The sequence below is a fragment of the Hungatella hathewayi WAL-18680 genome (genome assembly GCF_000235505.1).
Lineage (GTDB): Bacteria > Bacillota > Clostridia > Lachnospirales > Lachnospiraceae > Hungatella_A > Hungatella_A hathewayi_A.
The window spans coordinates 442,235-457,284 of sequence record NZ_JH379029.1 but is presented as its reverse complement, the minus strand read 5'-3'; the positions used below and the strand labels follow the sequence as shown (position 1 = coordinate 457,284).

At 51.2% G+C, this 15,050-nt stretch carries 13 protein-coding genes; 11 read left to right on the top strand and 2 right to left on the bottom strand.

Annotation, left to right across the window (positions count from 1 at the left end; all coding sequences use genetic code 11):
• Positions 1–33: 33 nt before the first annotated feature.
• From HMPREF9473_RS22875 to HMPREF9473_RS22860, 4 genes are all read left to right on the top strand, one after another.
• Positions 34–1,485, top strand: a complete 1,452-nt coding sequence (locus HMPREF9473_RS22875) for a GntR family transcriptional regulator (RefSeq protein WP_080568933.1) — start codon at positions 34–36, stop codon at positions 1,483–1,485.
• A gap of 42 nt (positions 1,486–1,527) precedes the next feature.
• A complete protein-coding gene (locus HMPREF9473_RS22870; RefSeq protein WP_006782600.1) occupies positions 1,528–3,648 on the top strand; it encodes an ATP-binding protein in 2,121 nt (706 codons plus the stop codon).
• On the top strand, positions 3,645–4,535 hold the full coding sequence (locus tag HMPREF9473_RS22865) for a hypothetical protein (RefSeq protein ID WP_006782599.1): 891 nt from the start codon (positions 3,645–3,647) through the stop codon (positions 4,533–4,535). The genes HMPREF9473_RS22870 and HMPREF9473_RS22865 overlap by 4 nt, the downstream gene beginning before the upstream one ends.
• Positions 4,536–4,672: 137 nt before the next feature.
• Positions 4,673–5,086, top strand: coding sequence for a YjdF family protein (locus HMPREF9473_RS22860; RefSeq protein ID WP_006782598.1), 414 nt, complete (start codon positions 4,673–4,675; stop codon positions 5,084–5,086).
• Between the two features lie 50 nt (positions 5,087–5,136).
• On the opposite strand, the gene HMPREF9473_RS22855 is transcribed toward HMPREF9473_RS22860, so the two are convergent.
• Entirely contained in the window at positions 5,137–5,934 is a 798-nt protein-coding gene (locus HMPREF9473_RS22855) for a DeoR/GlpR family DNA-binding transcription regulator (protein ID WP_006782597.1), read from the bottom strand.
• A gap of 21 nt (positions 5,935–5,955) precedes the next feature.
• Positions 5,956–7,479, bottom strand: a complete 1,524-nt coding sequence (locus tag HMPREF9473_RS22850; RefSeq protein ID WP_006782596.1) for an FGGY-family carbohydrate kinase — start codon at positions 7,477–7,479, stop codon at positions 5,956–5,958.
• Between the two features lie 227 nt (positions 7,480–7,706).
• Between HMPREF9473_RS22850 and ulaG the strand changes: the two genes are divergently transcribed.
• The 7 genes from ulaG (at position 7,707) to HMPREF9473_RS22815 (ending at position 15,035) form a co-directional block, all read left to right on the top strand.
• A complete protein-coding gene (ulaG, locus tag HMPREF9473_RS22845; RefSeq protein WP_006782595.1) occupies positions 7,707–8,774 on the top strand; it encodes an L-ascorbate 6-phosphate lactonase in 1,068 nt (355 codons plus the stop codon).
• A gap of 15 nt (positions 8,775–8,789) precedes the next feature.
• Positions 8,790–9,848, top strand: a complete 1,059-nt coding sequence (locus tag HMPREF9473_RS22840; RefSeq protein ID WP_006782594.1) for a hypothetical protein — start codon at positions 8,790–8,792, stop codon at positions 9,846–9,848.
• On the top strand, positions 9,830–10,531 hold the full coding sequence (locus tag HMPREF9473_RS22835; protein WP_006782593.1) for an L-ribulose-5-phosphate 4-epimerase: 702 nt from the start codon (positions 9,830–9,832) through the stop codon (positions 10,529–10,531). Before HMPREF9473_RS22840 ends, HMPREF9473_RS22835 begins: the two co-directional genes overlap by 19 nt.
• Positions 10,532–10,540: 9 nt before the next feature.
• Positions 10,541–11,401, top strand: a complete 861-nt coding sequence (locus HMPREF9473_RS22830; RefSeq protein ID WP_006782592.1) for an L-ribulose-5-phosphate 3-epimerase — start codon at positions 10,541–10,543, stop codon at positions 11,399–11,401.
• Positions 11,402–11,464: 63 nt separating this feature from the next.
• Entirely contained in the window at positions 11,465–12,574 is a 1,110-nt protein-coding gene (locus HMPREF9473_RS22825; RefSeq protein ID WP_006782591.1) for a sugar ABC transporter substrate-binding protein, read from the top strand.
• 10 nt (positions 12,575–12,584) lie between these two features.
• Positions 12,585–14,069, top strand: coding sequence for a sugar ABC transporter ATP-binding protein (locus HMPREF9473_RS22820; RefSeq protein WP_006782590.1), 1,485 nt, complete (start codon positions 12,585–12,587; stop codon positions 14,067–14,069).
• Positions 14,070–14,198: 129 nt separating this feature from the next.
• The gene (locus HMPREF9473_RS22815) at positions 14,199–15,035 is read left to right on the top strand and encodes an ABC transporter permease (protein ID WP_242830883.1); all 837 of its coding nucleotides are present in this window, start codon (positions 14,199–14,201) and stop codon (positions 15,033–15,035) included.
• Positions 15,036–15,050 lie beyond the last annotated feature (15 nt).

Below are 15,050 nucleotides of genomic sequence, written 5' to 3'. Positions count from 1 at the left end.
CGAGAGGCAAAGATAATCTTGAAGTATGATGGCATGATGTATGAGAGAGTGTTTCAAATTCTGAAGTATAAAATTGAGAGCGGTCTGCTGCCGGCAGGTACAAGTCTTCCGTCCCGGAGCGACTTGTGCCAGGAACTGGGGACCTCGGAGAAAACGGTCCGGCGTGCCCTGACGATGCTGGAGGAGGCGGGACTGATTGAGACCCGGCAGAGAAAGCGGCCTGTGGTGTGCGCAGGAAGGGATGAGGTGCATCTGACCACCAGACTGGCGCTGGAGAAAATTGATGCGGACATCACAAGCGATGTCCTGAAAACAGGCGTGCTGCTGTGTTATCCAATCATTAAGAATGGGATTGCGCTCTGTGAGCCGGAGGATTTGTACATTCCACGGAAAATTGTGGAGCACATGAATATCGAGGATGGCGAGGAGTTCTGGAAATTATCCAAACGGCTATGGAGATTTTTTGTGGCCCGCAATGAGAATGATTTGAGCCTTCAGGTGGTGGAGAGTCTGGGACTTTCCGACTTGAAGCCGCTGCAGGATGACAGGACCGTCAGAGCCAGGTTTTATGAGCAGCTGAAGGAATTTATGAGAGCGCTGGAACATGGGGAGGCGCCGGAGTCCGTTCATTTTGATGATATGTCCGGGATATACGGACTTGCGGAGGGAGAGCGGCCGGCCTTTCGTGCAGCTCCTGATTCGGCGGTGCTTCTTGGAAGAAAGCAGCTGGAAAAACTTTTGGCAGGCGCCGAGGTGAGATATTCGGCGGTGTATATGGATATTCTCGGCCTGATTGCTGCAGAGCGTTACCGGCCGGGAGATAAACTTCCTTCTCACAAGGAGCTTCAAACCATATATGGTGTGAGTGTGGATACCACCATTAAAGCAATACAGATTCTGCAGGACTGGGGCGTGGTAAGGACCGTTCGGGGCAATGGCATTTTCGTGGAGATGGATAGGGAGGAGTTGGAGAAAATCCAGGTTCCGGCCCACTTGATTGCGTACCATGTGCGGCGTTATTTAGACAGCCTGGAACTGCTGGCGTTGACCATTGAGGGGGCGGCCGCCTGTGCGGCGCCGCGGATTACGGAGCAGGCGATTCAGGAGGCGAAAGCGGAAATCATCCGTCAGTGGGAGGAAGAGTACCTGTATGAGCGGACCCCGGCCATCCTTCTGAAACTGATAACGGAGCATGTCGGAATAGACGCGTTGAATGCCATTTACATGCTGCTGCAAAGGAATTTTCGGATTGGACGCAGTATTCCGGGACTGTTAAATACCAGCAAAACGCCGGTGAACTGTGAGATTCATGAGAAATGTGTTGATGTGATAGAGTTACTCTCAGCGGGGAATCAGGAAGCATTTTCCGAAAAAGCGTCCCTGCTGTTTGAAGATATTTACCGTCTGGTCATTGAGGAATGTAAGCGGCTGGGCTTCTATGAGGCGGCGGTGGAAATATATGATGGAAGTGCGCTTTGGAAATAGAACTATAAATTGGGGCTTGGACAGAAAGAGGAGGCAGAATCGATGAGGAACTCGAATAGAAAGCGACGGCGCATGATATGGTGGATGGTAATCTATGTATGTCTGGTTGCTGTCACAATCACCTATGCAGTCTCCTATTTCATGGATAATTCTTCCGAGCGCGGGAAACTTGCGTTTGAGCGTTTTTCGGAGCAGATTACCTACCGTGTGGCGGACCATTTGAGTAAGTACACGGAACAGATGATTTTATTGAAAAGTGAATTGATTGAGCGGCAGATCACGGATTCGGATGAGCTTAGGAACACTTTGCAGCGGTATATGGACAACTCCGCCCTGGATGGAATGGGCTTTGTGCTGGAGGATGGCACGGCCCGCTCTTACATGGGCGGGGACGAGCAGTTTGACGAGCCCATTGACGTGATGGATGTCCATAATTACCCTTATACGGTTACATTGTCTCAAAATGCCATGGCTGGGGAGGGGAAGTTATTGTTTCGCATCCTGTGGGACGGGCAGATTGACGGCGAGAATGTGATTGCGATTTACAGCTATCTGCCCCTCAGCATGATTTCGGATTTGCTGAATAATACGACCTATGGAAATGCGGGAGCTTTTATCTCCATTGTCGACCATGAAGGCAATCATCTCTGGAACAGTTCCGAAACGCTGGAGGATAAGTCAGGACATAATCTTATCAGGGATTTGGAGGCTTACCAGCTGAATGACGGGGCCACGGCGGAGGAGGTTGCCACAAGATTGTCGCTGCAGCTTTCAGGACTGGTAACCTACACGGCGTATGGGGATGAGCGGGTACTGTTCTATGAGCCGCTGGGCTATAACTACTGGACACTTTTGATTATCACGCCCCGCGACTCGGTGATGAATACGGAAAATGAGGTCCAGATGATTCTGGTGCTTGTGGTTGGCATTCTGGCCATTGTGGTGGTGGCGGCCTGGCTCTTTCACAAAAACCGGCAGACGGAGATGGCGCTGGCTATCGCGCAGAGAGAAAGTGTTTTTAAGGGGAAATTCCTCTCGAATGTATCCCATGAGATACGAACGCCGCTGAATGGCATTTCCGGAATGCTTCATTTGCTGCGGGAGGGAAATGTGGACGAGGAGCAGCAGGCGGAGTATTTAAAGCATATGGAGGATTCGGTGGCGCAGCTGACCGATATTGTGAACGATGTGCTGGATATGGCCAAGATTGAAAGCGGTAGTGTGGAAATCCGCTCTGATCGCTTTGATTTACAGGAACTGAGCCAGAAGACACTGCATATTTTTGATGCGTCCGTGCTGGAAAAGGGGATTGAACTGCGCATCGACATTTCCGGATTGAAGAACCGGTTTTATGTGGGGGATGCGAAGAAGATTCAGCAGATTATGACCAACCTGCTGTCGAATGCGGTGAAGTTTACGGAGTCTGGGTCTGTCACGCTTGTTCTTTCGGAGGATTCGTTGCCGGAGGGAGACGAAGATGTGTGTGGAACCGTGCGGATTGACGTCACGGATACGGGCTGTGGCATGGATGAGGAATTCCAGAGAATTATTTTCCAGCCATTTACCCAGGAGGATACGACTTATGGCAGGACACAGACCGGTACGGGGCTTGGGATGTCCATTGTCTGGGAGCTGGTGAAGCTGCTGCGGGGAAATATTTCAGTGCGGAGCGTGCTGGATAAGGGGACAACCTTTACCGTCATACTTCCGCTGCCGGCAGATAAGGAGCAGAATCCTCCTGAGGAGGAGAAGACCTCGGAGGTCTCGCTGAGCGGGATTCGTATCCTGATGGCGGAGGACAATCCAATCAATGCAATGATTGCAGAGGAACTGCTGGCCCATGCGGGAGCGGAGGTAAGGACGGTGGAGAATGGCCGGCAGGCTGTGGATGATTTCCTGAATCCGGATTCGGAGCCGGTTGATTTGATTCTGATGGATATCCGGATGCCAGTGATGGATGGGCTGGAGGCGGCCCGCCGGATCCGTGCTTCCAATCATCCCCGGGCAAAGGAGATACCTATCCTGGCGCTGACGGCCAACGGGCTGGAGGAAGATAACAGAGAGATTCTGGAGGCCGGGATGAACAGGCGGCTTTCCAAGCCACTGTCCGTTTCCGCGTTGTATGAGAGTATTCAATATTATGTAAAGGGGAAGGAAGCATGAGAAGAAAGATAAGCCGAATTTGCTGTGCCGGTGTAGCAGTTTGTCTCATACTGGGGCTTGTGATGTCGTTTGCACGGTATAGCCGGATGGTGGCGCAGTCCAGCTGCATTGGCGCGCAGGGGCCGATTCAAAAGAGTCTGGAATCCACGTTGAATCTGCTTGAGGAGATATCACAGGAGCCATGGATGGCGCCGGGAGTGATACCCTACCAGGAAAAGGCCGACCGGCTGGACCACTATAATGAGATATGGGGGTACCGGATGATACGTGCCGTGGATACCTCCGGGGGCGTGTACCGCGCGGACAGTGAGAAGGCGGTATCCAATTTGAACAGCCGGGAGTATATCCAGACGCTGTGGCTGACCAATGAGCCGCAGATTACGGATGCATTTCTGGCGGGGGCCGACGGAACCACGCTGAATTACACGGTTGCGGTGGCAGTGGCCGGAAATGCCCAGGAAAACGGCGCGGCCTTTGCGGCTATTGACGACATGGAGATACGTGAGATTCTGGGCGCCCAGCCGATGCACACGATTCTGCTGGGGAAAAAGCAGCAGTGTATGTCGGGGGACGAGGGGCCGCTCATTGGTGTCACCCTGGAAACCATGCTGGCCAGCGCCAGATTAATCGGCGGAAGTCTGGAGAACACGCTGCTTCAGGTCAGGAACGAGGAGAGCGGGACGTTCTGGTGCCTTGACGGCTGGATGCCAGTTTGTTACGCATTTCACAATGTGGGGATGGGGAGCGGATGGACGGTTCTGACTTCCGTGTCCTTTGCCGATGTGGCAGGAGCGCTGCTTCCGGCAGTGATAGTGACTGTGGCCGGGCTTGTGCTTGCCGTGGCGGCTTTTGGATTACTGCTTGAAAAAAAGGAGCAGGTGAGTTAAAATGAACGTATCAAATAACATAAGGCAAGGATTAAAACACAGTCCCGGTTGGTAGTCCGGGCGCAGCTTCAAAATCTGTCAGTAACCTGCCTCCTCGGTTGTCCGGTCTTTGCTGTCGAAAGTGAGGAGAGCTTGTGATGCAAAAAAATAAGCTGACAGTATTTTTTGACGGCATTTTCTGGGTCGGGATTTATGAGCGGATTCAGGGAAATCAGCTGGAGGTCTGCAAAATTACATTTGGGGCAGAGCCAAAGGATTATGAGGTGTATGAGTTTCTGCTGCAAAACTGGGACCGCCTGCGGTTCAGCCCGCCGGTGAAGGCGGACGGCCGGGCGGATGTAAGGATAAATCCGAAGCGGATGCAGCGGGATATCAAAAAGCAGCTGGAAACCACCGGCCCCGGAACAAAGTCCCAGCAGGCCCTGAAATTACAGCAGGAGCAGTGCAAACTGCAGCGAAAGACCGTGAGCCGGGAGCGGAAGGAAGCGGAGAAGGAGCGGCAGTTTGAGTTGAAACAGCAGAAGAGAAAAGACAAGCACAAAGGCAGGTGAAAACCTGCCTTTTGTGCTTTTATTGTGAGTTCGATCTGGGATATTTTAATTTATATGCTGCTTAACGGAGCGACCGTATCTACAATAATGCCCGCACTTCGAATGTCCTCGAGAATGTCCGCACCGGCGCCCGTATCGGTAATGAGACGGTTGATATCTCCGATTTTACCGCTGAAAAAATTGTGCTCAACACCTATTTTCGTGCTGTCGGCGACTACGATTTTCGAGCCGCTGCAGCGGTTCAGCATCATTTGGTTGATGGCTGTTTCCTGTATGATCCGGCTGGTGATGCCGCCTTTTACGCTGATGCCGCTTACGCCTAAGATACATTTGGTGGCAGTGATGCGGGCCAGGGTATCCAGTGCAAACTGCCCGACTAACGACTGCTTGTTTCCGTAAACCTCTCCACCGGTCAAAACAAGTTCCACCCCGCTGGCGCGCTGTGCTAAAAGGCTTCGGCCGTTATTCGTCACAATCATAATGGATTTTGCCTGTATATATGGGTAAATGAGAAGAGCGGTAGAACTGGAATTGATAAATACAATATCTCCGTCCTCCAGCAATTGGGCGGCCCGCTGAGCGATAGCGCGTTTCTGCTCAAGGTGCCTGGTCGTCGTCTCAAGATACGCCGGTTCATCCTCGTCTTCCTCAACCTGAAGGTACCTTGCACCGCCAAAATAGCGGGTGACAAGGGAACGGCTGGCAAGCTCATCTAAATCCCGTCGAATTGTGATTGGAGAAACGCCCAGCAGCTCGGACATCTGCGCCACATCACCGGAGCCGTTTTCTTTCAGATAATGCAGTAACTGCATCTGCCGCTTTTGAATAGCGCCTCTGTTATTTTTCATGTGTTTTTCTCCCTGCAACAATTATAATCGTAACTTCATCAATTGACCAATGAGGTTATGGTTTGGCAGAGATTGTACTAACTGTTTACGCACCGCATTGAGTTCTCCGTATAGCTGAACCTCTGCCGGTATTGGCTCAAAATGAAGCACATTTTCTGCATCGCTATACAGCTCTTTGTAAGCCTCCTCTGCGGAAGCAAACCACCCGAGCGCCTGCGTGGCAACGAGGAAAGCGCCGATAGCAGTTGTTTCTTCTATTATACATCTTTCCACTGGAAATTCAATCATATCGGTGAGCATTTGGTTAAATTTGGTAATATTTGCTAGTCCGCCTGTGGACCTTATTTTGTCCGTTTTAGGCGAAATCGAACATAAAACTTTATGGCATTCTGCGATTTCATAAGCGATTCCTTCCAGCACGGCCCTGGCACAGTCTCCCCGGGTTGTGGAAAGGCTTAAATTGTAAAACAGGCCGCGCGCCCAGTCGTCCCAATCAGGACATCCTCTGCCTGCCAAATCTGGCAGCATTAATACCCCTCCCGCACCTGGCATACTCTCCGAAACCTCACGGTTTATCTGCTCCGTGGGATAACGCTGTCCCGGCTCATAGCAGAACAGACGGTTAAACCAGTCATAGGCGGAGCCGGCAGACATGGTACTGGCTTCCAGTATCCACTGGCCGGCGGTTACGGCCGTGCTTACATTTACCCGGCGGAGGGAATCAAAGACCGGCGTGTCGCAAACCATGGAAAGATATGCCCCCGTTCCGGTGGTTACCCCTGTCTCACCAGGGTGAAATAAACCCTGGCCCAGCACGGAACACTGCTGGTCTCCCCCTGCTGAAATGACCGGAGTGCCAGCGGGAAGTCCGGTGGCGCCGGCAAAGCCGGATGTTAATGTGCCGGCGGTAGAGCCGGGAGGGAGCAGTTCACAGAGTTTCTCCCGGTCCACCCCGAAGAGCTCCAACAGGCGAGAGGACCAGCAGAGCTTGCGGATATCCATGAAGCAGGTGCGGCTGCCTAATGTGACATCCGTGACAAGCCGCCCCGTGCACAGGAATATCAGATAGTCGTGAATTCCGACAATCTTGTCCGCTTTTTCATAGATATGAGGGCGATTCCTTTTCAGCCACGTTATTTTGGGGGCGGACAGGACCGGAGTCGGCCTCACGCCGGAGATATCATAAATTTCATTCCCGTACTTCTCCTGAATTTCCTGGCAGATATCGGCCGATCGCTTATCATACCAGGTGATTACATTGCCCATGGGCTTTCGGTCTTTTGTCAGCGGTAGAATGGAAGAGCGCTGGGAGGTGAAAGCCAGCGCGGCGATAGTCTCCTTTTCCCGGGCGGCAAATGACTGGCAGGCCGTGCAGATATCTGTCAAGCATCCTGCAAAATCGGCAGGGTTTTGCTCGGCGGCCCCATTCTCATTTACTGTCATAAAGTATTTACGGCGTTCGTTAAGCAGGATGTTACCGGATTCATGAAACAATATTCCGCGCATGCTGGACGTTCCCGTGTCTATTACAAGGATGGATGACATAATAAAACCTCCTTTTATGAATGTAATCCCATGATAGCACAGTGGATGTTGAAAAACAATCATAAAAAGAACATAAAAGATTCTTTTGTTAACTTTGCACAAAGTTTTAAGTTGAAATTATGATATATTTCAGGTTGAATTTAGAAATAAAAGAATATATACTGAAGGCATAAGAGAAAATGAGCAATAAAAAGTTCACAAAACAATCATAAAAGGGGATTATAAGAATGAGTAAGGTGGAGGAAATTACAAGAGAGTCATGGATATTGAACACATTTCCGGAATGGGGCTCCTGGCTGAATGAGGAAATTGAGAACACGAAGGTGGAAACCGGGACCTTCGCCATGTGGTGGCTGGGCTGTACCGGCCTTTGGATTAAGACGGAGGGGGATACCAACCTTTGTGTTGACTTCTGGTGTGGAACGGGGAAGAGTACGCATAAGAATCCATACATGGCGCCGGGGCACCAGATGGCCAGGATGTGTGGAGGGAAAAAACTGCAGCCGAATTTACGGGTATCTCCCTTTGTGATGGACCCTTTTGCAATCCGTGACATCAATGCGGTGGTGTCCACTCATTATCACAATGACCATATCGATATCAATGTGGCGGCAGCCGTACTTCAAAATTGCAGCTCGGAGGTTCCATTTATTGGACCGGAGTATTGTACGGACCGATGGATCGAGTGGGGGGTGCCGAAAGAGCGATGCATTACCGTCAGGCCGGGAGATTCGGTGCAGATAGGGGATGTTGAACTTTTGGCGCTGGAATCTTTTGACCGCACGGCTCTTATTACTGCTGGCAGTCCGGATGATGTGTTTGAGGGGCGCCTGCCGGACGACATGGACAGGAAGGCGGTAAACTATCTGATTAAGACGCCGGGAGGAAGCATCTATCATTCCGGAGACAGCCATTATTCAAACTATTACGCGAAGCATGGCAATGAGCATAAGATAGATGTGGCCCTTGGCTCTTACGGTGAAAATCCGCGGGGTATTACGGATAAGATGACGGCTTCTGATATTCTGAGAATGGGTGAGGCCTTGAAGGCACAGGTGGTGATTCCGTTCCACCATGATATCTGGTCTAATTTTCAGGCGGATCCTTCTGAAATCATGATGCTCTACAAGTATCGCAGGGAGCGCATGGAATATACGTTTAAGCCCTATATCTGGCAGGTGGGCGGGAAGTTTACATTCCCGGATGATAAAGAGCGGCTGTACTATCACTATCCACGGGGGTTCGATGACTGTTTTACACAGCCTACCGATTTACCATTCCCCGCCTTCCTTTGATAAGAGGTGTCTGATATGGAATTTACGAAACGGGTTTTGGAGCAGCAGGACCACTGTTATGCGGTAAATGTGATGGAGGCGGATGGAGAACCATATGTTTTTTTCGCGGCGGAAAATCATGGCAGTTGTTTTGCCTGGGATTGTGAGACGTTTACGAAACGCAAATCCGTATGGGAACAGCCTGGCGGGACGATGAGTATGGTACCTGTACCCGGAAGGGATGGGGAGTTCCTGGCGGTGCAGAAGTTCTTCCGGCTTTATGATTGGGAGGAGGCGTGCCTGGTCTGGGTGCGGCTGGATGGACAGGACAGCTATGGGGTAAAGGAACTGTTCACGCTCCCATATCTGCACCGGTTTGATCTGCTTGAGAGGAACGGAATTGTCTGGCTTATCTGCTGTACGCTTGCCGCACATAAGCAGACGCGGGAGGACTGGAGCCAGCCGGGCGGCGTCTATGCGGCGGTTCTGCCAGCCGATGAGAAACAGCCGGTTGAACTTACGGCGCTGCGGGAGGATTTTTATCAAAATCACGGTTATGCCCGGGTGAGACAGGAAGGCTATGATGCAGGTCTTGTGACCTGTGAGCAGGGAATCTTTCTCTTTACTCCGCCGGAAGATATCGATGGGGAATGGTCGGTGGAGCAGGTGATGAACCAGCCGACCGGCGATGCCGACCTGATAGATATTGACGGGGACGGGGAGATGGAGATTGCGGCCATAGAGGCTTTTCACGGAAGGTATTTCCGTATTTATAAATGCGTGGAAGGCCAGTGGATACAAGTTTTTGAACATCCTGAGACATCGGAGTTTTACCATGTGGTCAGGGCGGGGATTCTTGGCGGCCAGCCTGTGTTTGTGGGGGGATGCCGCAGGGGAAAACAACAGCTGTTTGTGGTGCGGTACAACAGGGAACAACAGGAATTTGAAATTATTACGGTGGATGAAGGTGTGGGACCCAGCAATGCTGTCATTTATAACGGCTCGCAGCAGGACTGTATTTTGGCAGCGAACCGGGAGGCGGCACAGGCGGCGGTTTATGTGGTAAAGGAGCGGCCATGGAATACGAAGCGTTAAGAAAACGGGTGTGCAGCGCAAATCAAATGCTTGTGAAGTACGACCTTGTAACACTCACATGGGGAAATGTGTCGGAGGCCGACCGTGAGGCGGGCGTGTTTGCCATAAAGCCTTCGGGGGTTGCGTATGATGATTTACGGCCTGAGGATATGGTTGTGTTGAATTTTGAAGGGGAAATCGTCTCCGGGGCATTAAATCCCTCGTCCGATACGAAAACCCATTTGGAGCTTTATAAGGCGTTTCCTGCGGTGAATGGGATTGTACATACCCACAGTCCATATGCGGTGGCCTGGGCGCAGACAGGGCTGGATATTCCCTGCTATGGGACAACTCATGCCGATTATTTCTATGGCGCGATTCCATGTGCCAGAGGGCTTACACAGGCTGAGATAGATGGGGATTATGAAAAAAATACGGGGGTCGTAATTATAGAGACCTTTCGCGGCCGGAACCTTGATTCCGGGCAGATGCCAGGGGTTATATGCCAAAGCCATGGACCCTTTGCCTGGGGGAAGGATGCGGCGGACGCGGTATATCACGCGGTGGTAATGGAGGAAGTGGCAAAGATGGCTGTTCTGACACGGGAGATTCACCACAGTGCGCAGCCGGCTTCGCAGTGGATACAGGACAAGCATTATCAGCGCAAGCATGGTTCTTCGGCCTACTATGGGCAGAGGGGGTGAGTGATATCGATGACAGATACTTACCGTTTGGGATTATATGAAAAAAGTATGCCAAACCGTTTGACGTTGAGAGAAAAACTGGCGGTGACGAGACAGACGGGATTTGATTATATGGAGCTGTCGGTTGATGAGAGCGATGAAAAACTGGCACGCCTTGACTGGACGCCGGGGGAAGTGAAACAGCTGGCGGATGCGGTGTATGAGCTGGGCGTTCCGATTCACTCCATCTGTCTTTCAGGACACCGCAGATTTCCCATGGGTCATCCCGATGAGGAAATCCGCCGCCAAAGCATGGAGATTATGGAAAAGGCGGTCATACTGGCAAGCCGTCTGTCCGTCAGGGTCATACAGCTTGCGGGATATGATGTTTACTATGAACCGGGCGATGAGAATACAAGGCGGTGGTTTGAGAGCAATTTGGAAAAAGCAGTATTAATGGCTGCGAAATACGGCGTGACGCTGGCATTTGAAACCATGGAAACGCCGTTTATGAACACGGTTGGGAAAGCGATGAGAGAGGTGACGTATATCAATAATCCCTGGCTTCAGATTTATCCGGATATCGGAAATCTGACCTGCGCCGCCAAGGCCCAGGATGGCAGTGTGGAAGCTGACATGAAACTGGGATACGGTCATCTGTCGGCGGTACATCTCAAGGAAACCCGCCCAGGAGAATTCAGGGAGGTCCCTTATGGATGCGGCCATGTGGATTTTACAGGCTGTGCCTGTGCCGCGATGAGGCTGGGAGTGCGGGCCTTCGTGGGGGAGTTCTGGTATACCGGAGGCGCTGCATGGCAGAGCGATATATCCGATGCAAATGTATTTTTAAGAAAAAAGCTGGATGAAGCTGCGAAACTCTGTAACACATGAAACCTGTGATATACGGCGGGTGAAAATCGCCGGAATGATAAGAGCAAAAGAGGAGGAGAAAGAATGAGAAGGTTATTAGCATTGATGTTGGTGGGGACGATGGCAATTTCTATGACTGCATGTGGCAGCGCCGCAGGCGAATCCAAGGTCAGCAAGGAGGAAGTATCTTCCGGTTCTGCGGATGTCACATCGGCAGAGGCATTATCGGAAGACAAGGATTCACCGGATTACTATGTGCAGATGGCGGCGGACGAGGTGATTTCATGGACGCCAAAGAATGAGAAGGTCAATAAGGTAGGGCTGATTGTGCCTGATACGACCAGTGAGTTTTATAACGGTATCATCAAGGATGCCAAGGCGATATTTGAGGATGCGGGTTATGAATTTGTCTCGGATGGAGTGAACAGCGATGCTACCAGAGGAATTACCGCAATTGAGAGCTGGGTGGCCGGCGGGATCGACGCTATCGTGATTATGGCCCAGGACCAGACCTGTGACCTGGCATTGAAGAAGGCCATGGAGCAGGGAGTGCTTGTGGTTTCGGCTTCGGCGGAGATTAAGTATTACCATCACTGGCTGATGCAGGACAATTACGATGTGGGGTATCAGACTGCCAAGATGGCGGCCGAATGGATGGGAGAGCATTATGACGGAAAAGGGCAGTATATCTGCATTTCCAACAACACGACACCTGCAACTGCCGATAAGTCAAGAGGTGTGGTGGAAGGCATGGCAAAGCTTCTGCCGGAGGGCGAATGTGTAGGGGAAGTCATTTTGAGTTCTACCGACCAGGTGCGGGCTGACGTGGATACGCTGCTGATGCAGTATCCGGATGTGCACTGTATTGTGGCTATGCACAATGCATTCTCACTTATCGGTCTGGAGTCTGCGAAGGCGGCGGGCAAGGCGGTGTATGGAGAGTTTGCGGTGTTTGGCTCAGCGCTTTCGGAGCAGGTATTGAGCGAACTCAACAAGGCGGACAGCTGCTATGAGGGCGAGATATGGATGGGCGACCAGGGAAGAAACCTTGCGGAGCACACCATTGGCCTGCTTGAGGGCGAAAGCTATCCCCATGACTGGGCGGCCCTGAATTACCCGGTTTCGCGAGAGAACCTGACTACCTATTATGATGATTATTATAAGGAGCTTGCAAAGGTGAATACGGAGAAATAGGAGAGGGATTGTGACAGATAAGAGCATATTGAAAATCAAGACGCTTTCCAAATTTTATCCCGGGGTCAAGGCGATTAACCGCCTCTCGATGGAATTTAGGGAGGGAGAAGTGCATGCGCTGCTGGGGGAAAATGGAGCGGGGAAATCCACTCTGATTAAATGCATTGCCGGTGCAATCCGGCCTGATGAAGGGGTTATTGAGATTGACGGGGAGGAATTTACCAGTCTCACACCCCAGCTTGCAAAAGATAAAGGTGTGGAGGTTATCTATCAGGAGTTCAATCTTATCCCCCAGATGACCTGTGCGGAAAATGTCTATCTGAACGAGCATACCAGTGGTTTGGTTGTCAATACGAAAGAGCGTGCGAAACGGGCCAAGGAAATCTTTGACGATCTAGGTGTGGATGTCAATCCGAACCGTCCGGTGGGCAGTTATACGCCGGCTTATATGCAGATTGTGGAGATAGCAAAGGCGGTCAGCCGGAATGTGCGTATCCTGATTATGGACGAACCCACCGCTCCGCTTACGGTGAACGAGGTGGAGCTGCTGTTTAAAATTGTCAGACGGCTGAAAGAGCGCGGTGTCACGATTCTCTACATTTCACATCGGATTGAAGAACTGTTTGAGATAGGGGACCGGGTCTCCATCATGCGCGACGGGGAATACATAAAAACGCTGGATATAGCGGAGACGGACCGGCAGGAGCTTGTCAATTTAATGGTCGGGCGCAAGCTGACAGAAAGCTATCCTGGCAGGAAGGCGGAAATCGGTGAGGAAGTGCTGCGAGTCGAGAATCTGACAGGAAATGGTGTCCGGGATATTAATTTCGCTCTTCATAAAGGAGAAATACTGGGTTTTGGAGGGCTTGTCGGAGCGGGGCGTACTGAACTTATGAATGTGATATACGGTGCGAACCGACTGGAGGGCGGACAAATATACCTGGATGGAAAACCGGTGCGTGTGAAGGATACCTGCGACGCGCTGAAAAAGGGGATAGGACTGATTCCGGAAGACCGCAAACGCACCGGGCTGTTTCTCAAGATGAGCATCCGCTGGAACTGTGTGATCTCCACGCTCAAAAGCATCAGCCATTTGGGCGTTGTAGATCAGAAGAAAGAGAAAGAAATTGCGAATGACTATATTGAGCGCCTTAATATACGCACCCATTCGCCCAATCAGCTTGCGGGCAATCTTTCGGGCGGGAACCAGCAGAAGGTAGTTCTGGCAAAAACAATGGCTGCGAATACGCGTATCCTGATTTTTGACGAGCCGACAAGGGGAGTCGATGTGGGCGCCAAGCAGGAAATATATCAGCTTATGAATCAGCTGGTGGAGGAAGGGCATTCGATTATGATGGTTTCCTCCGATATGCCGGAATTATTGGGCATGTCTGACAGAATCGTTGTAATCAGCGAGGGCAGACAGGCAGGAATTATACTTAGAGAAGAGTTTAGTCAGGCGCACGTGCTGAATTTGGCGTCAGGCAATAATTAGAATGGGGTAAACATAATGGGAGAAAAATTCTGGAGCTTTTATCGAAAATTTGGCGCCTATACAATACTCGCTGCCGTATTTCTGTTTTTTGCAATCACACAGAGGGTGTTTCTGTCACCAGCTAACCTTATGAATGTGCTGCAACAGGTGGCAATCTACGGTATTGTGGTGACCGGTGTATCCTTTGTCATGATTTCGGGCGGCGCTGACCTTTCCGTGGGGGGACAGGTGGCCTGCAACGGCTTGCTGATGGCGGCCATGATGGTCTATGCCAAGGTCCCGGTTCCGGTGGCAATCCTTCTTGGGATGCTGGTCGGCATTCTGCTGGGATGCATCAACGGGGCGATTGCGGCGGCGCTGAAGGTAACGCCGTTTGTGATCACACTCTGTACCATGCTGATTCTGAACGGGCTGGCCCTGGTGGTCACCAACGGTTATCCGATTTATGATATGCCTGCCAGCTTTCTCTGGTTTGGGCAGGGCAGAATCGGGCAGATTCCTGTTTCGGTTATTATCCTGATTCTTGTCTGTATTGCGGGATGGTTTTTGCTTTCTAAAACTTATTTTGGCCGAGAGGTCTATGCGCTGGGAGGAAACCAGGAGGCGGCCCGTCTCGCCGGCATTAACATTATCCGGGTGCGGATTATCATCTACGGACTGTGTGGGTTCTTTACCAGCATCGGTACGATTGTCATGCTGGCCAGAACCAACAGCGCGACAGCTACCGCCGGGTCCAACTACCAGTTTGACTGTATGACAGCCGCCTGTCTGGGAGGTATCACGTTTGGCGGTGGTAACGGCAGTATGATAAATTCGTTTATCGGTGTATTGATTATCGGTATTCTTGCCAACGGATTGATACTGATGGGGGTTAACTCTAATATGCAGCAGGTGATAAAGGGAGCGCTGCTTTTGTTTGCGATTTCCATGGATGCAATTCAAAAAAGACGTACTGACGGAACCTGATTACAACGGGACTTT